This window comes from Gammaproteobacteria bacterium (assembly GCA_028819075.1).
Taxonomy (GTDB): Bacteria; Gemmatimonadota; Gemmatimonadetes; order Longimicrobiales; family Gaopeijiaceae; genus BD2-11.
This window is the reverse complement of sequence record JAPPMM010000043.1, coordinates 123,209-140,140: the sequence shown is the minus strand read 5'-3', so window position 1 is coordinate 140,140 and position 16,932 is coordinate 123,209. Positions and strand designations below refer to the sequence as shown.

The window sequence follows — 16,932 nt, the reverse complement described above, 5'->3', positions numbered from 1 at the left end:
CGAAAATGCAACACTGTGCAGAGGGGTGCGGGAAGGGGTAGAACCGCGAGGGGAATGCTACCCGTGCCTCACCCGTAGAACCCTCCCGGCCCAGCGCCGCGGAGGTGCTCTCAGTCCAGCAGGGCCGGGAGCACCTCCCCCGCCGCCCCCCGCAGCGGCACCGTGGCGGATCGGGTGAGCGGCGTGTCCTCCAGGTTCACCTCGATGAGGCTGCCACCGGCCTCCAGGGTGGCCAGCGGGACCGCCGCGGCCGGGTAGACCACCGCGCTGGTGCCCACCACCAGGCAGAGGTCGGCGCGCTCGGCCAGCGAGTAGGCGCGGGCCAGCACGTCCCCGTCGAGCGACTCGCCGAACAGCACCACGTCCGGGCGGCGCAGGCCGCCGCACGAGTCGCACCGCGGCAGAGCGTCGCCCAGGGGTTCGGCGGGAAAGCGCGCCTCGCAGCGGTTGCAGCGGTCCCGCCCGACCGCCCCGTGCAGCTCGACCGGAAGCGCCGCCTCCGGCGGTCCGTCGCCCGCCTCCTCCAGCGCCGCGCGGGTGTGCAGGCCGTCCACGTTCTGGGTCACCACCCCGGCCGCGCCCCGTGCAAGGAAAAACCGTGCCAGCGCGCGGTGCCCCGGGTTGGGAGCGCACCCCGCCAGCACCGATCGCCGCCAGTCGTACCACTCCCACGCAGTGCGCGGATCGCGCGCGAACGCCTGCGGGGTGGCGAGGTCCTCCGGGCGGTAGTTGCGCCACAGCCCGCCCGCGTCCCGGAAGGTGGGAACACCCGATTCCGCCGAAATGCCCGCGCCCGTGAGCGCGACCACCCGCCGGGCCTCGCGCACGAGCCGCCGCGCCCGCTCGATGTCCGCCGAAGCGCTCACAGCCCCCCCTGGATGGCCCCGCCCGCGGCGGCCGCCCCATACGCGAGGATCGCGAATCGTGCCCAGCGGCCGGCGAAGCCCAGCGTCAGGAACGCGGCGAAATTGGTGCGCACGATGCCTGCTGCCAGCGAGATCACGTAGAAGGGCGGCAGCCCCACGAACGCGCTGACCAGAATCAGCGTCCATCCGGCCTGCTCGAGTCGCCTGGTCTTTTCGGACGCGCGCTCAAGGTGGCGCGTCGCCCGGGCCGGCAGCTTCTGGGGCAGCCAGCGGGCCAGCGCGTAGAGGGCGGCCTTGGCGATCATCTGGCCCAGCGAACACACCGTAACTACCAGCCACACCTGGGATCCGGGCACCGCGACGGCGGTCGCCGCCACCACGACCTCCGCGTTCACGAACGGCACCAGACCGCTGGCCACGGAGGCTGCAAACGCCGATGACAGGAGCGCGATTTCCAAAGGAGAGAGCCTCTGCGTGCGATGATGGCCTGACTCAGCTTGACCGCCATGAGCCGGACGTACGATCTTTAACAGCTATGGGTTCAAATGTAATGGCATCTTGGAGCGTGGGATGAAACGGACCGGAGCACTCGTTGCGGCCATGGCGCTGCTGTCGCTGGGGGCGGCCCTGCCCGCCAATGCGCAGACCGAGGAGCGGGTGACCACCCTCGACGGCGTCTACACCGAAGAGCAGGCGCTGCGCGGCGCCGAGGTCACCGAGAGCGTCTGCCGCGAGTGCCACGACGACGAGGAGTTCGTCGGAGCCTTCATCCGCTCGTGGTCCGGCGCGAGCGTAGCGGCGCTCTTCGACGACATCTACTCGCTCATGCCCGAAGACCAGCCCGGCTCCCTCCCCGTCCAGCAGTACGCCGACGTCATCGCCTACATCCTGCAGCTGAACGGCCTTCCCCCCGGCGATGTCGAACTCGGCGCCGCCCGCGAGTCCCTGGAGCGGGTGCTGATCGAGGCCAATCGCCCGCGCTAGCCTGGCCGTCCCCCGGGGGTAGTGCCCTGCCCGGCGGTGGGCGCTATCTTGGGCTCGGAATAGCGACGAAACCGCGATTTTCTTGCGACAATTCTCCGACACGCCAGGATGCCCCGCGGTCAATGACCAGGGCGTCGCTCCGAGGAGAAGGGTTGCGTCGAGCTGAGAAGGAGGATGCCGGCAATGGGTACATGGCTCTCAGGATCACCGCGCGTATTCTTTCTGCTGGCGCTCTTTGGCGCTCTTCCCACAGCTCCGGCTGCGGCACAATCCACCGGATCCATCGAGGGCGCCGTAGCCGACATCGCCGATGGCCGGCCGATCGCGGGCGCACAGGTCTTCATCGAAGCGCTCGGCATCGGGGCGGTCACGGACGCCGACGGCCGCTACTCGATCCAGGACGTGCCCGCGGGCGCGCACCAGCTCTCCACCAACATCCTCGGGTACCTGGCGGCGACCGAAGACGTCACGGTAGCGCCGGGAGAGGCCACCACGGTCGACCTGCAGTTGAGCTTCACCGCGCTCGAGCTCGACGAAGTGGTCGTGACCGGCACCAGCGCTGAGACGGCGGCCACGGAGCTGCCCTACTCGGTTGCGGTGGCCGCGCGCCGCAAGCTGGAGGAACAGGGCTTCCCGCTCGTGACCGAGTTCTTCAAGGCCCTCGGCGTGAGCCACGGGGTGGTCGGCGAACGGCAGAGCTGGTACAACGCCAACGAGATCGCCGCCGTGCCGGAGACCGTGGCCAACGTGAACCTGCGCGGCCTGGGGGCGTCCCGGACGCTGGTGCTGCTCAACGGCCGGCGCCAGGTGTATCTCCCGGCGCGCCTGATTGGGGGACGCTACGTCGACATCAACTCGTTCCCGTCGATCGCCATCGACCGCATCGAGGTGCTGAAGGAGGGCGCGTCCGCCATCTACGGGTCGGACGCCGTGGCCGGGGTCGCCAACTTCCTGACCCGCGGCGAATTCGAGGGAACGGAAGTGACTGCTTCGCACGAGTACTTCGCCGGCGCGGGCGACAGCAACGTGGCCGGCATCGTGGGACGGCGGCTGGGCGATCGGGCGCACGCGGTTCTGTCCGCCGAATACCTGACCCGCCAACAGCTCACCCCGGAAGACCGCGACTGGGCGCTGCGCCCGTACGAGGCGGGCGCCGGCGCATGGTCCTGGACCGGCAACCCGGGGGCGTTCCTCACGCCATACACGTCCGGTATGGAAAGTGCCGAGGATCTGGTCGCCACGCTGTCGGGCGCACACTTCTCGGACGATGACATCTTCATCGATCCGGCCTGCCTCGACTTCGGCGGCTACCTCGAGAGCTACACCTGCCGGTTCCGCTATCAGCCCTGGGACAACCTGCTCGAGCAGTCCGACCACTTCCGCGCCTTCGCGGAAATCAACGGCGAGGTGGGTGACAACTCCAGCTACCACATAGAGGGCCTCTGGGCCGAAGCGACGACGCCGGCCTGGGTGACAACGCCGTCGTTCCCGCCCATCAGCCCCTACGACGGGCTTCAGATCGTGCCGTCGGAGAACCCCGGGCGTCAGGCCTTCTGCCAGCAGCACGCGTCCAGCGTGGGGTTCATGGGCAGCGGCGATTGTCTGGAGAACGACTGGTACTTCTTCGGGCGGCTGGTGGGACACTCGGGGCCCGGCCGGACGCTTGAGCGGAATTCCCGCACCCAACGGGTGTCCGCGTCCCTGGACACGGGCCTCGACGCCCTGGAGGGGCACGACAACCGGCTGAACCTCGCCCTCAGCTACTCCCGTTCCGCTGGTAACGTGAACCAGCCCGCCGAATACGCCTACCGCAAGTTTCTCGCCTTCCGCGGCTACGGCGGACCCGACTGCGGGGTCGATGTGGTCGCAGATCCCAGCTCACCCTCGGGCATGGCGCTGGGTCCGACGGGCGGGCGACTGCCGGGCCAGGGCAACTGCCAGTTCTACAATCCGTTCAGCAACGCTCTCCAGCATTCCCAGCAGCCGGGCGCGCGATTCGTCAGCGAGCCCAACCCCGACTTTTCACCGGGGCTGGCGAACGCCGCCGAACTGATTGCGTGGATCAACGAAGAGGTCGATGTCGAGAGTTCCGCGGACATGCTGGTCGCCGACGCCACCCTGACGGGAAGCAGCGGCCCGGTGGAGAACTACGCCCTGGGCTACCAGTTCCGCTGGTTCGACGTCTGGTCACAGCCGAACGATCCCGGCAACCTGAACATGAACCCGTGCTCCGTGCTGGGCAGCCGCGCCTGTCTCGAGCAGGCCGGCCCGTTCACCTTTACGACCGGGACCTATCCCTACGCCGCCACGCAGACGGTGCATCGCTTCTTTGCGGAACTCCCCGTCCACGGAATGGATGAGCGTCTCCACATGCAGCTCGCCGCGAACTACGAGTTTCACAGCGTCGCGAGCAGCTTCAATCCGAAGGCCGCGTTCCGGCTGGACCTGTCGGACCAGTTCGCGTTGCGCGGCTCGCTGCAGACGACCTTCCGCGCCCCGTCGGTCGACGACGTGAACGAGAGCCGTACGACCGCGCTCGCATACGTGAACGAGGCGGGTGTCTACAAGGCCGTCGACACCCACGGCGACCAGAATCTGAAGTCGGAGCAGGCGCTTACCTTCAACGCCGGCTTCATCGTGACGCTTGCGGATGAATCGGGCTTCGTCCCGGTCCAGTTCACAGCGGACTACTGGAGCTACGATTTCAAGGACGTGATCGCTGTGGTGCCCTACAATGCGATTACCCGGCTCTATAACGAGGGCGGGAGCTCCCGCCAGGCCGTCAAGAGCTACGTGACCTGCTCGGATGGACGGGGCACGGGCACCTGCGACGTCACCGGCATCGAGCGAATCGACGTCGATCTCATCAACTGGCCCGGCGTCAAGACCTCCGGCTTCGATTTCCAGTTGACCGCCCGTTCCCAGGCCGGCACCGGGATTCTCAATGCCGGGCTGGAGGCCACCTACACGAACAAGTATTCCATCGAGGCATTGCACGTCGAGGGTGTCGAGATCTCACCCGATTCGGAAGGCGCCGGACGCCTGAACAAGTACAACCCCATCGCCCCTCCCCTCCCGAGCCTGAAGGGGAGACTGTTCGGAAGCTACGGCTGGTCCGACTACAGCGTCGTCGGGTACATCAACTACATCTCGTCCTACAAGGACCGCGACGAAGAGGGAAGCGAGGCCGAGAACATCGACGGCTTCCTGACGCTGGACGCAACCGCGCTCTGGCGCCCCTCGAGAGGCTTCGGCGTCTCGCTCTCGCTGCTGAACCTGTTCGATACCCCTCCGCCCTACGTGAAGTGGGAGCAGTCCTTCGACGGCTTCACCCACAGCGCCAAGGGCCGGCGCATCAAGCTGTCGGCGACGTATCGGGTGTTCTGAGGGGACATCAGCCGCCAATCACCCGGGCGCTGTAGAGGCCCGCCCGCTCGCGGCGAGAGGCCCGGCCGCGGCTGCCGCCCGTGACAGCCGCGGCCTTCCCCTCGCCCCGGGGTCCTCGGGTTCAGCGCCCCGCGCCGCCGTCCGAAATCGTCACCCGCAGCAGCTGCTCCAGCCGCGTCACGTGCTCTTCCAGCGCCGTGTGGAGCTGGTCGTAGCGGACGATCGCGTCCTGGCCGGGCTCCTGGTCGGCGCGCGTCAGGTTGCTGTACAGGTACTGCAACTGATCGACGAGCATCGGCCGCGAGTAGCGGATCGGCGCCGTAACCAGCTCGCGCTCGATCGCCTCGATCTCGTCGGCGAGGCTGCCGCCCCCGCGCTCCCGCGCCTCGTTGATGCGGTGCACCGCCAGCCGGCCCTCGCTCAGCGCGTCACGCGCCTGCAGGGCCAGCTCAATCTGCCGCTCCACCATCTGCACGCCGATTCCCTCGGCCGCGACGCGCGGATCCAGCGTCACCTCGAAGCTGCGGCTCGCGCTCCAGTCGCCGGCCGCAAGGCGCGCCGTGTACATCCCCGGCGGCACCATCGGGCCACCCCGCCCCGACCGCGCCGGATTGGCATCCCACGGCCCCGGATATGTCAGGTCCCACGTAAACCGGTGGGTTCCCGCGTCCGACGGCAGCCGCGGCGTGCCGAAGCGTTCCAGCCGCCACTCCCGCATCCCGGGCTCGGCGGGGACCGTGTATTCGCCGGGGCTCTCGCTCGAGAAGGAGCGCACGACCTCGCCGCTCGAATCCACGATATCGAGCGTCACCGGACCCTGCGCGGGCGAGGCCAGCATGTAGTCGATGTTGGCGCCCGCCTGCGGGAACTCGGGCTCGTGGGGGAGCCCCCCGCCGAAGCCGGCGCGGTAGCGCAACCGGTAGGCGTCCCGGATCCCGAACAGATGTGCGTCAGCGCTGGCAACCCGTTCGCCGAGCTCGTGCAGTGGCGTGAGGTTGTCCATGATCCAGAAGCCGCGACCCATTGTCGACAGCACCAGGTCGCCCTGCACCACCTTGATGTCCGTGATGGGGGTTCCCGGAAGGTTCAGTTGGAAGGGCTGCCAGGAGCCGCCGTCGTCGAACGAGATGAACATCCCGAACTCGGTGCCCAGGTAGAGCAGCCCCTCGCGGTCGGGATCCTCGCGCACGACGCGCACGGGATGGTGGTTCGGCACGCCGTTGCCGCCGGTAGTGATCCGCGTCCAGGTCGCGCCGTAGTCGTCGGTGCGGTAGGTGTGCGGGGTGAAGTCGCCCAGCATGTAGCGGAGGATCGCCACGTAGGCCTTGGCGGGGTCGTGATGCGACACCGCGATGGTCTGGACGCGCCCGTAGGGGCCGATGCCGGGGGGCGTCACGTCGTCCCAGGTGCGGCCGTTGTCGCGGGTGACGTGCACGGGGCCGTCGTTGGCCCCCGCCCAGATCACACCCGGCTCCAGCACCGACTCCTGGATGTCGTAGAGGACGGAGAAGTGCTCCTCGCCGGTGACGTCGAGGGTGATCGGCGCACCCGAGACGACCTGCGTCTCGGGGGTGAAGGCGGTGAGGTCGGGAGAGATGGTCTCCCAGAGCTGGCCGCCGTTGGTGGAGACGTGAACGAACTGCGAGCCGTGGTAGACCTTGTTGGGGTCGTGAGGCGAGACGTGGATGGGGACGACGCGCTGGAAGCGGTACTCCAGGTCGCGCGGGTTGTGCCCGTAAAGGTTTCCGAAACCGACGTAGTACTGCGCCTCCTGTCCCGTGCGCCGGTTATAGAGCCCGAAACGGCCCTTGCAGTTGGCGTAGACGATGTCCGGATCACCGGGCTTGGGCACCACCGGACCGGTCTCGCATCCCCCGTGGGCCTCCCAGGTCGACTGTGAGCCGCCCGGCTCCGAGCGCTCGGGCAGGCCGGGCACCGAGATGGTCGAGTTGTCCTGCTGGCCCGCGTAGAGCCGGTAGGGGAAGTCGTCGGACACGTCCACCTGGTAGAGTTCGGCGGTCGGCTGGTTGAGCTGCGTGGACCAGGTCCTGCCGCCGTCGAGCGAGACGTTGGCGCCACCGTCGTTCGACTGGATCAGGATGTCCGGGTTCTCCGGGTTGATCCACATGTCGTGGTTGTCGCCGTGGGGGGTCCGCTCGGACTGCCAGCTCACGCCCCCGTCGACGGATTTCCAGTGGCCCTCGGCCATGCCCCAGAGGATGTCGGGGTCGGTGGGATGCCCCTCGAGGTTGTTGTAGTAGAACGGCCGGTTGCGGATCGGCTGGAAGTCGGTGACCTGCCGCCAGGTGGCGCCGCGGTCGTCGGAGCGGTAGACGCCGCCGGCGTCGGCGGGCGCCTCGATGAGCACGTACACGCGGTCGGGATCGGCCGCGCTGACCGCGAGGTCGGACTTGCCGCGCAGGCCGGTGGGGAGCCCGTCGGTCGCGCGGTCCCAGCTGTCGCCGCCGTCGCGCGAAATGAAGACGCCGCCCTGCATGCCGCCCGAGATGATCGTCCAGGGCTTGCGCTCGGTCTGCCACATGCTCGCGTAGATGGTGTTCGGGTCGTCGGGCGCAAACTCCAGGTCCACCGCGCCGGTGCTGTCCGAGACGAAGAGCACGTTCTCCCAGCTCGCGCCGCCGTCGCTGCTGCGGTAGACGCCCCGCTCGTCATTCGGCGTGAAGGGGTTGCCGATTGCCGCGACGTACACGAGGTCGGAGTCGTCGGGGTGGATGAGGATCGCCCCGGAATTCCCGGTGGCGTCCAGACCGATGTGCTCCCATGTGGCCCCGGCGTCGTTGGATTTGTAGACCCCGTCGCCGATGATGACGTTGCTGCGGAGGCCGTCCGAGCCGGTCGACACGTAGACGATGTTCGGGTCCGAGTCGGCGACGCGGATCGCGCCGATCGAGCCGGTGCCGAAGTAGCCGTCCGAGATGTTGTGCCAACTGTGGCCGTAGTCGGTGGTCTTCCACACGCCGCCGCCCGTGGCGCCCATGTAGAAGGTGGAGGCCTGGTCGACGTGGCCGGCGACGGCGGTGACGCGGCCGCCGCGGGAGGGGCCGACGTAACGGTAGCGCAAGCTTCCGAAGAGGTCGTCGCTGAAGGCCGTGGCGCCGTTCGATGCGGTGGCGCCGCCGTCCTGGCCGGCGACGGAAGCGGGTCGGAGGAGGGCCGCGCCGGTGGCTGCGGCGGCGATCAGGGTCGTGATGGTCAGGAGCCTTCTCATCAGGGTCTCTCTCTCGGGTTGGGGCGAGGGTCGCAATCTGCCGGTTGTGGAACGGCCGGGCGTGCGGCCCGGACATGCATCAGAATGCGTAACTAACGCGTGCGGGGCGAGCCCTGCCGGTTCGCCGCGTGCTAGCGCGCGTCGCGCAGCTTGAAGACGTAGAGGGCGTTTCCGGATGTGGGATGGCGGATCTCCGGAGCCAGCAGGCGCGGGACGATGCGGGGGCTGCCGCCGCCGAGGCCGGTGCTCACGGCCAGGTACTGTTCGCCCCTGACGGAGAAGGTCACGGGGAAGCCCTGGACCGATGTTCCCAGCCGGGTCTCCCACAGCACGTCGCCGGTCGCGACGTCGTAGGCGCGGAAGTAGCGGTCGACGTCGCCCGCGAAGGCGAGGCCGCCACCGGTGGTGAGGGCCGCGGTGAGGAAGGAGGCGCGCTGTTCGACGCTCCAGACCTCCTCGAGGGTGCGCACGTCGTAGGCCGCCAGCTTGCCCAGCCGGCCGTCGGTGCCGGGCATCTCGGCCCAGTCGCGGTCGGCGCCGGTACCGCCCGAACCCTCCTCCATGACGATCTCGCGGCCGGATATTTCGAGACAGCTCTGCGAGAGCGGGGTAACGAGGAGGTTCGTCTCCGGGCTGAACGCCATCGCGTGCCAGTTGTGGCCGCCCGCCGTGCTGGGGCAGACCGAGATCCACTCGCCCACTTCGGCCTTCATGATGTCGGCGCGGTAGGTGACCTCCCCGGTCTCGGGGTCGATGTGGTCGAAGACGTTCTGGTACACGGTCTCGCGGTGCGCGAGGAACTCGCCCGTCTCGCGATCCAGTTTCCAGAAGATGCCGTGCTTGCCGATGGCGAAGAGGAGCCTGCGGCCGTCGACGTCCACGAGCATCTGCTCAAAGGACTCGTCCAGGTCGAGCGCCTCGGCGGGTACGTGCTGGCGATACCAGGCCAGTGAGCCGTCGGCCGCGTTCATGGCCAGCGTGGAACTGGTGTAGAGCGCCGGGTCGAGGGTGGTGAGGCCGCGGCTGGCAGGCACCCAGGGCTTGGCCTGCGCCGTGCCCCAGTAGATGAGCCCGAGCGCCGGGTCGTAGCTGCCGGTGGTCCACGCGTCCCCGCCGCCCCGCAGGTGGAGGGGAAGATCGCCCCAGGTGTCGCCCCCGGGCTCCCCCGGGCGCGCGATGGTGTAGGTGCGCCACACCTCCTCTCCGGTGTCGGCGTCGTGCGCGGTGATGAAGCAGCTGTCGTCGTAGAAGCGCCCGCACCCGTTGATGCCGTTCACCACCAGCCCCTCCACCACGAGGGGGCCCGCGACGTTGGTGTAGCCCTTGCGCGGGTCGGCGACCTGGGTGTCCCACACGGTCTTGCCGGTGCGCGCGTCGAGGGCGACCACGCTCGCATCCTTCGTGGACAGGAACACCTTGTCCTGATAGAGGGCCAGGTTGCGCATCTGGTTGAATCCGCCCGGGCGGATGTGGTCGGGGAACTGGCGGCGGTACTCCCAGAGGAGGTCGCCGGTGGCGGCGTCGAGCGCCTGGATGATGTTGCCCGGATTGGCGAGGAACATGATCCCGTCGAGCACCAGCGGGGTCGGCTGGCTGGTCCCGTCGGCCATGGCCCACACCCAGGCCAGCTCCAGGTCGGCGACGTTTTCGCCCCGGATCTGGTCGAGCGGGCTGTACCCCCAGGCGTCGTAGGTGCGCCGGTACATGAGCCAGTCGGCGGGGTCGGGGTCGCGCAGCATGGCGTCGGTCACGGGGGTGAGTGGGCCGATGCCGCCCTCCACGGTGGTGAGACCGGTGGCGCGTACCAGTTCCCCGGTGGGGATTGCGGGCCGGTTGGGGGCGGCGGGGTCAGCGGTGGGGGTCGGCTCAGCCGCGGGAGCGGGCTCAGCGGCGGCAGACATCTGCCCCGCCAGCACATCCTCGATCGCCTGCCCGGACGCCAGCACGCCCTGGTCGGCCGCGGCCCCGTTGGCCGAGAGCAGGAAGGCGGTCACCGCCAGGTACTGCGCCTCGCTGAGGGTGCCGGGCTCCTCCGGGGGCATGTCGCGCACCACCGCCAGCAGCTCGTCGAGCGGTGCCGTCCGCCAGGCGGCGAGGAAGTTGCGGCCCGCCAGCTCGGGCGCCTCGAAGTCGCCGCTCAGGTCGGCGCGGTGGCATTCCGCGCATGAGCGATCGTATACGCCGCGCCCGGCCTCCACCTGCTGCGGGACAAGGCGCACCGTCTCCTGCCCGGCGAGTGGGGCAGCCAAGGCGAGCGGAGTGGCCAGGGCGAGCGCCGCGAGCGGTGAGCTGACCGGGGCCAAAGTCGCCGCGCGACACGTCCCGCCCCGTCTAATACGCCCGAAACGCTCCATCATATCATCAGTAGATATCAGTAATAATCACCAGTAATCATCAGTACACCGCCAGGTCGGTCAGTGCGTCAGCGCGTACAGCACGATGTTGATGCCGAGCGCATACGACTCCGGCGAGAACCGGAAGAAGAACGCCTCGTCCTCTCCCTCGCGCTCCCAGCCGTCGGCGATGTCGGTGTTGTGGGTCATCACCACCATCGCCCGCCCTTCCTCGTCGAAGATGGCGCGGAAGTGTACTTCGGCGCTCTCGAAGCCTCGCTCGGAGGTCGCCTGCCGCCCGGTCCGGTACCAGTACTGGATCGAGGGCACCTGTGGTACGTCGCGTACCTGGTACAGCCCGTTCAGCAGCAGGTGGTCGCTCGGCACGTCCTGGATGAAGTGATCGGGGAGCACCTCGCGCATGGTCTGTTCCCAGTGCTGCCAGGCGCGGTCGCCCCAGAAATCGTCCACGTAGAGAAAGCCGCCCTTGAGGAGATAGGTGCGCAGGCGCTCGATCTCCTCGGGATCGAAGCCGACCGTCCCCACATCCGACATGAAGACGAAGGGACACTTGAAGATCTCGTCGTCCTCCAGCGTCACCACCGCGTAGAAGGGCTCGCCGTTCTCGGAGCGGCTGACCGCGCTGGTGGTGAGCTGGGAGAAGCGCAGGGAGAAGTTGGCGTCGGAGTTGGGATAGTCCGTGCGCCATCCCTGGCCAAGCGCCTCGTTGCGCACGCTGCGGTAGGCGATGCGGCAGAAGGTGAAGCCGAACTCGGCCGCCTCCCCGGGGTTGGCCATGGGCGCGCGCCGGGACCAGCCGCGCCCCCAGCGTTGCGCGCTCGCCGGGCTGGGAAGGACCGCCAGGGCAACCGTCCATGCCGCGGCCAGGACGAGCGCCCACATTCCCGCCCTGGTCGACGGAACGGCCGCCCTGGCGGCCCGAAGCGCGTCCCGGCCGCGCATCAGAAGGGAGCCCGCATCAGAAGCGTGCCGACATCAGCCAGACATCCGCGTTGGCCCAGTATTCCATGCGCTCGGCCAGCGTCTCGTCAGCTTCCGCGTCCCGGCCCTGGGCCCGGAGCGCCCGCTCCAGCCCGAAGAGCGACCAGCCGTTGTGCGGATGGTCCTCGAGCGCGGCGCGGAACACCTCTTCGGCGTCCGCATGGCGCCCGGCGTCGTTGAGGATGGCGCCCAGCCAGTGGCGAGCCGCGAAGTTGAGGGGCTCGGGCTCGTCGTAGCGGAGCCCGTCCTCGACCTCGATGCCCTCCTCGAGCACGCGCGCGGCCCCGTCGACATCGCCTTCGGCGGCGAGCATCTCGCCCTCGAGGATCGCGCCCACGATGGTGATCAGGTCAACCGCCGAGTGCCCGCGGAAGGGCGCCTCGTCCTCGAGCTCGGCGCGCGCCTCCTTCAGCCGCTCCATGTAGAACGCGGCGCTGTCGGGCCGTTCCATGCGCAGATGGGCGAATCCGCGCCCGAAGTCCCAGAAGCCGGCGAAGAGCGGCTGCTCGGGACGTTCATCGATCGCCAGCACGTCTTCCCAGAAGCCGAAGCGGACGCCGGTAAGCGACTCGTAGAAGTTGCCGCCCGACACCAGTTTCCCGTAGTTGCGCGAGGCCTGCATGGCGACCGCGCCCTCGCCGGCCATGGAGGCCGCGAAGAGCAGCATGTGCAGGTTGTGCGACGGGTAGATGGCGTAGCCCAGGTCGTGGTTGGCCTTCTGGTCGGAGTGCCAGGCATGCGTGTTGGCGATCACCGCGTCATGCCAGCGCCCGATCCGGTTGTAGGTGTGCGAGGGCATGTGCTGGATGTGGCTCGCGCCGGGGATCGACTGGCCGAGGTGGTCCGCGCACGCTTCCGCCTTGCCGGGGCTGGCGGTGGGTTCGGTGGCGTGAACGTAGAGGTGGCAGGCGCCCGGGTGGGCGATGTTCAGCGCGAGGGTCTGCTCAAGCACCCGGTGGATCTTCTGCACCTCGGGGTTCTCGATGTCCCAGTAGCCGCGCCGGGGCTGGAGCAGCATGAGCGACTCGCCGAAGAAGGTGCCGACCTCGATGTCGCCGGGATGCGCCTCCCACACCTTCTCCAGGGCGGCCGCGTAGGCCTTGTCCAGCTCCAGGCGCTGGTCGTCTCCCTCGTGCTCGGGCGCGTAGCGGACGATCATCGCGTCGATGAGGGCCCGCTCGACGTCGGTCCCGGACTCCGCCGCCAGTTCCTTCGCCTTGTGGATGGCGGCGTAGGCGGTGGGGGCGTCTTCGGGGAGCATCGCGCCGTTCAGATAGCGGCCCAGCGACCACGCTTCGCCGAAGTAGCACATGGCGCACTCGGGATCGTGGCGCTGCGCCTCCTTGAAGGAGCGGTTCGCGTCCGAAGGCGTGAAGGCGTACATGAGCTGCATGCCCTGCGTGAAGTACGCCTGCGCAGCTTCGGAGTCGGTGGTGATGGTGCGCGTGTAGGGCCCGAGGGCCGAGGAAATGAGCAGAACCTCTTCGCCGTCCGGAGCCGGACCAGGCCCGTGCTCGTCGTGCTGGGCGGAAAGGGGCGCCGGTGCCAGAGCGAGCAGGACCGGCGCGGTGCTACAGATGCAGGCGAGAACGAAGCGAAGGTGTTTCCGGGTCATGGCGCAGCCTCCTGAGGATGAGTCCGATTCTCCTCGCAAACTGCCCCGATGGAGGGACGTGCGCCAGAGATGTCGACATGGGACCCGTGCTGGTGCCGTGCCTTGTCGTCTCAGCGCCCGCGCGATCTGAGGTCGCGGTCGAAGTCCTCAAGATCGCGGTCGTAGTCCGTCGTCTCCCGGCCCGGGGCCTCGCGCATGCGCCCTCCGGCCCGGCGCTGGCGCTCGATCATATCGTCGAGCCAGCGCTCCGCGGACTTGCTCTCGCGCCGCGCAAGGTCCTCGACCCGCTCGATGAGGGTGTCGGCGTCGGATCCCAGCATGCGCCGCTCGCCGATTCCGGCGCCGGTCCCTGGCTGGTCCGGCCAGAGCAGCTCCCCCGTCTCGGCGAACCCCTTCGTGCTGTGCAGCCTGAGCCACCGGTCGAAGCGCGAGCACAGCCGGATGACGGCGTAGAAGCGGCGGGGACGCCTGCCTCCCCCGGCGATCATGTCGATCACGATCGCGATGACCGACAGGCTCATCAGGACCGCATCCTTGACCCCGTCCAGCGCGAGCTTGACCTGAAAGACCACGAAGTCGCGGAACGCGACCGAGCGGGTGACGACGGGGAGGGAAGGGTTGCCGGGGTGGTTCATGGGGCATTCATGTTGGAGTCAGAAGGAGGCGTGCCGAGGACGACCCCTGCCAATGTCGTTGGGCCGCGGTCTCTACGCGAGCGATGCCGGCAGGTGTCGCCGGAACCCCAGGGGAGGCACGACATGAGTCCGTTGCTGAAGACGGCCCTGTTCACGCTGGTGGTGCCCGGCAGCGTTGCGGTGCTCGTTCCGCTGCTCATCGCGGGGGACCGGGCGACCGCAGACGGCGCCGCTCGTGCTCTCGCCCTGCTTCTCCTGGCGGTCGGTGCGGTCCTCTACCTGCGATCCGCGTGGGACTTCGCGTCCTTCGGCCGAGGCACGCCCGCGATCACGGATGCGCCGAAGCGGCTGGTGACCCGCGGGTTCTACCGGTACACGCGCAACCCCATGTACGTGGCGGTGCTGAGCGCGGTCACGGGGTGGGCCGTTCTCTACGGGATGCCGGTCCTTTGGGCCTACGGCGCAGCGATCTTCGTCTTCTTCTCGCTGTTCATCCGGCTCTACGAGGAGCCACGGCTCACGCGGGAGTTCGGGGACGAGTATGTGGCGTACATGAAGCGGGTCGGGCGATGGCTGCCGCGTCCCGGTCGCGGGGACTCTCGCTGAAGGACCCGTTTGCGGGATAATGTCGTATACTCATCCGTGATTTGTCGGTATATTAGCTTCCCATATGGGGGGTATTTCAGCAACTTCCACTTGCCGGAACGCAGTCCCCCGATTTGGGAGGCGCGACAAAATCGGGATCATGCCATACTGGTATTGTCGAGATCACATTAGAGCAACGAGTTGACCGCGACGGTTGGTTGAGCGTGTTGCCGCGGGACGGTATGGCACGGACGCAATCGGGACCACTGGTCTACCTGCTGTATTGCGAGAACGGCGAGCTGGGCGACCGACTGGAGCGAACGCTCGCCGGCCTGCCGATCGGGCGGTTGACTTCACGAGAGGCGCTCTTGGAGCCGTCCGTGGGCGCCTGCGCAGTCGTCTTCGGGACCACGACCTGCTCTGGCGAGGATTTCGAGTGGCTGCGATCGGCCTTCGGGCCTGTGAGCCCGCCGTGCGTCGTGGTGGCGCCCCTTTCGGTGGACTGCCTGCGACGACTGTATCCGCTCCGTTCCGGCAGGCTGCAGGTGGTGTGGACGGACGAGGCCACGAGCCGCCTGGCCGAAGTGCTCGAGGACTTCAGGAGGGTCAGCCGGGGTCCGATGTGGCAACTCGGCTTGAAGCTGCTCTCGGACTATTCCTTCAGACCCCCCCCTCAGGGAGACGATCAGCCGGGTCTGCGGTCTGCACAATGATGACGGCGGCGTCCCGTTCATTCCCGTGCACTCCGTCAGTCACCTGGCGCGTCATGTCGGCCTGGCTGCTTCTACCCTGAGTCGCTACTGGCGCAGGGAGGTACCTCTTCGGTGCAGCCTGAAGGAATTCCTGAGCTGGGCTGTTCTTCTCTGGGCCGTGCGCGCCCGCTCGCGGGACGCCTGGAACGCCATCGCCGATCAGGTGGGCCTCCAACGCCGCACCCTGGAGAGGAACTTCATGCGGATGGCCGAATGTACGCTCGCGGCGGCGGCGGACGATCCAGAGCGGATCGCTCGGCGATTCGGTGAGTGGGTCGGTTCGGTGTGGGAGCCCCATCTCGCCGAGGAGGCTTGGAGGCACGATACCGTTGCCCCGTGCGCGTTGCCTCGGCTTGGTCGAAGATGACTGTCTATCCGCCGGGCCGTGGCGGACAGCCCACATCGTAGTCGGGCGGCAGACATGTCGTGCGATGCTTCGCTCCATGACGTCTCAGCAGATCCGCTACTTCCTGCGTTCCCCGCTCAACCGCCAGATCGAGGGGTGTGTAGTTGACTTCGCCGCCAACCGCATTCAGGTCTGCTCCGGCCAGAATCAACGTCTCGGTGATATCCGGGTTGGCATTGGTCGCCGCCGATATGTGCAGTGGGCTGATGGGCGGCACCCACTTGGCCAGAAACCAGGGCAGCGGGCACCAGTCGTGGACGCTCGCACCGCCATCGAGCAATGCGCTGATCACGGGTGGATGATCGCCATGCTGCGCGCCCAGGCAGATGGGCGCCGGATGTCGTTTCTGGCGCTCATGTCCGCGTTCGCGTCGACCAGCACCCGCACGACTCCGGGATCGCTGCCCACCCAGGCCACGAAATGGAGCGGCGTCTGACCGTCCGATGTCGTGGCATTCGGGTTGGAGCCGCTTCCGATGCAGGCCGTGATCTCTGCGGCGCTCGCGGTCGTGAAGAAGTTGGTCGTGTTCCAGTCCTCGCACAGCGGCGACTCCGGCTCGGTCGCTGCCGATTCCCCACAGGACAGCGGCGCGAAGCAAGCCAGCAACGCCAGCCTCCAGGATCCTGAGCATCGTAGTCCAGTGCAATCCATCGTCCCGAGACCTCTCCGGCTGCTGGCACGGGCCCGACGGTGGACACCGGCTCCGTTTCGCAATGGGGAACTATCAGTTGTCGCCAATGCGACGAATTCGCGCAAAACAGGTCAGACGGCGACCCATGTCCCGGCATACCCAGGGATATGCCGCCGCTCCATGATCATGGTGAGCATGTGACGACGGGCCAGCGTTTGTCCAGCATGCTTCCGCGGGTCTAGTGCACGATGAGGATTATCCCCCTGTTTGGGGGGCGCGTCCGGACGAAAGATCCCCCATTATTGAGGATCCTACTTACTAGACGGGTTTGGGGGACGGTTTTCCGCCTCGGCCTCTCTCTTGGAGTGGGTCCCATGAGCCGCGACCAAAGGCGCGAGAACCCTAGCCGAAGAAAGAGAGGTCATGAGGGGAAGCTGCTTCCTGCCGCTGATCTTCGTGATGGCCTGTGCCACCACCACCGATCCAGAGCCTACGGCACCCGATCCT

At 68.1% G+C, this 16,932-nt stretch carries 13 protein-coding genes; 4 read left to right on the top strand and 9 right to left on the bottom strand.

All coding sequences use genetic code 11. The features are described 5' to 3' along the window. Positions 1–110: 110 nt before the first annotated feature. A complete protein-coding gene (locus OXU32_10940) occupies positions 111–866 on the bottom strand; it encodes an NAD-dependent deacylase (GenBank protein MDE0074463.1) in 756 nt (251 codons plus the stop codon). Then, on the bottom strand, positions 863–1,285 hold the full coding sequence (locus OXU32_10935) for a VTT domain-containing protein (protein MDE0074462.1): 423 nt from the start codon (positions 1,283–1,285) through the stop codon (positions 863–865). Before OXU32_10935 ends, OXU32_10940 begins: the two co-directional genes overlap by 4 nt. Positions 1,286–1,436: 151 nt before the next feature. On the opposite strand from OXU32_10935, the gene OXU32_10930 reads away from it, so the two are divergent. Together OXU32_10930 and OXU32_10925 are read left to right on the top strand one after the other, a co-directional pair. Next, positions 1,437–1,850 carry a cytochrome c gene (locus tag OXU32_10930; protein ID MDE0074461.1) on the top strand — a complete coding sequence of 138 codons (414 nt, stop codon included), beginning with the start codon at positions 1,437–1,439 and terminating at the stop codon, positions 1,848–1,850. A 183-nt stretch (positions 1,851–2,033) separates the two neighbouring features. Beyond that, positions 2,034–5,237 (top strand): TonB-dependent receptor, encoded by a 3,204-nt coding sequence (locus tag OXU32_10925; GenBank protein MDE0074460.1) that lies wholly within the window; start codon positions 2,034–2,036, stop codon positions 5,235–5,237. Between the two features lie 121 nt (positions 5,238–5,358). On the opposite strand, the gene OXU32_10920 is transcribed toward OXU32_10925, so the two are convergent. The 5 genes from OXU32_10920 to OXU32_10900 all read right to left on the bottom strand — a co-directional run bounded on the left by OXU32_10920 (position 5,359) and on the right by OXU32_10900 (position 14,051). Beyond that, entirely contained in the window at positions 5,359–8,466 is a 3,108-nt protein-coding gene (locus OXU32_10920; protein MDE0074459.1) for a hypothetical protein, read from the bottom strand. Positions 8,467–8,597: 131 nt separating this feature from the next. Then, on the bottom strand, positions 8,598–10,685 hold the full coding sequence (locus tag OXU32_10915; GenBank protein ID MDE0074458.1) for a PQQ-binding-like beta-propeller repeat protein: 2,088 nt from the start codon (positions 10,683–10,685) through the stop codon (positions 8,598–8,600). 195 nt (positions 10,686–10,880) lie between these two features. After that, positions 10,881–11,762 carry a DUF4159 domain-containing protein gene (locus OXU32_10910; protein MDE0074457.1) on the bottom strand — a complete coding sequence of 294 codons (882 nt, stop codon included), beginning with the start codon at positions 11,760–11,762 and terminating at the stop codon, positions 10,881–10,883. 16 nt (positions 11,763–11,778) lie between these two features. Then, on the bottom strand, positions 11,779–13,416 hold the full coding sequence (locus OXU32_10905) for a tetratricopeptide repeat protein (GenBank protein ID MDE0074456.1): 1,638 nt from the start codon (positions 13,414–13,416) through the stop codon (positions 11,779–11,781). 110 nt (positions 13,417–13,526) lie between these two features. Continuing rightward, positions 13,527–14,051 (bottom strand): hypothetical protein, encoded by a 525-nt coding sequence (locus tag OXU32_10900; protein MDE0074455.1) that lies wholly within the window; start codon positions 14,049–14,051, stop codon positions 13,527–13,529. A 123-nt stretch (positions 14,052–14,174) separates the two neighbouring features. Here OXU32_10900 and OXU32_10895 point away from each other — a divergent pair, with 123 nt between their 5' ends. Continuing rightward, positions 14,175–14,657: an isoprenylcysteine carboxylmethyltransferase family protein gene (locus OXU32_10895; protein ID MDE0074454.1), complete on the top strand. Its 483-nt coding sequence runs from the start codon at positions 14,175–14,177 to the stop codon at positions 14,655–14,657. A gap of 221 nt (positions 14,658–14,878) precedes the next feature. Then, positions 14,879–15,349, top strand: coding sequence for a hypothetical protein (locus OXU32_10890; GenBank protein ID MDE0074453.1), 471 nt, complete (start codon positions 14,879–14,881; stop codon positions 15,347–15,349). Positions 15,350–15,759: 410 nt separating this feature from the next. Here the strand turns inward: OXU32_10890 and OXU32_10885 are convergent, their stop codons facing one another. Continuing rightward, complete coding sequence (locus tag OXU32_10885) at positions 15,760–16,086, bottom strand: hypothetical protein (protein ID MDE0074452.1); 327 nt, start codon at positions 16,084–16,086, stop codon at positions 15,760–15,762. Continuing rightward, entirely contained in the window at positions 16,083–16,400 is a 318-nt protein-coding gene (locus tag OXU32_10880) for a hypothetical protein (GenBank protein ID MDE0074451.1), read from the bottom strand. The genes OXU32_10885 and OXU32_10880 overlap by 4 nt, the downstream gene beginning before the upstream one ends. Between the last annotated feature and the right edge of the window lie 532 nt (positions 16,401–16,932).

What these genes read in the sequence shown, in the direction of transcription:
- OXU32_10895 (MDE0074454.1), top strand. Translation starts at nt 14,175, where the DNA reads ATGAGTCCGTTGCTGAAGACGGCCCTGTTCACGCTGGTGGTGCCCGGC.
- OXU32_10905 (MDE0074456.1), bottom strand. Translation starts at nt 13,416, where the DNA reads ATGACCCGGAAACACCTTCGCTTCGTTCTCGCCTGCATCTGTAGCACC.
- OXU32_10900 (MDE0074455.1), bottom strand. Translation starts at nt 14,051, where the DNA reads ATGAACCACCCCGGCAACCCTTCCCTCCCCGTCGTCACCCGCTCGGTC.
- OXU32_10925 (MDE0074460.1), top strand. Translation starts at nt 2,034, where the DNA reads ATGGGTACATGGCTCTCAGGATCACCGCGCGTATTCTTTCTGCTGGCG.
- OXU32_10930 (MDE0074461.1), top strand. Translation starts at nt 1,437, where the DNA reads ATGAAACGGACCGGAGCACTCGTTGCGGCCATGGCGCTGCTGTCGCTG.
- OXU32_10910 (MDE0074457.1), bottom strand. Translation starts at nt 11,762, where the DNA reads ATGCGCGGCCGGGACGCGCTTCGGGCCGCCAGGGCGGCCGTTCCGTCG.
- OXU32_10920 (MDE0074459.1), bottom strand. Translation starts at nt 8,466, where the DNA reads ATGAGAAGGCTCCTGACCATCACGACCCTGATCGCCGCCGCAGCCACC.
- OXU32_10890 (MDE0074453.1), top strand. Translation starts at nt 14,879, where the DNA reads ATGGCACGGACGCAATCGGGACCACTGGTCTACCTGCTGTATTGCGAG.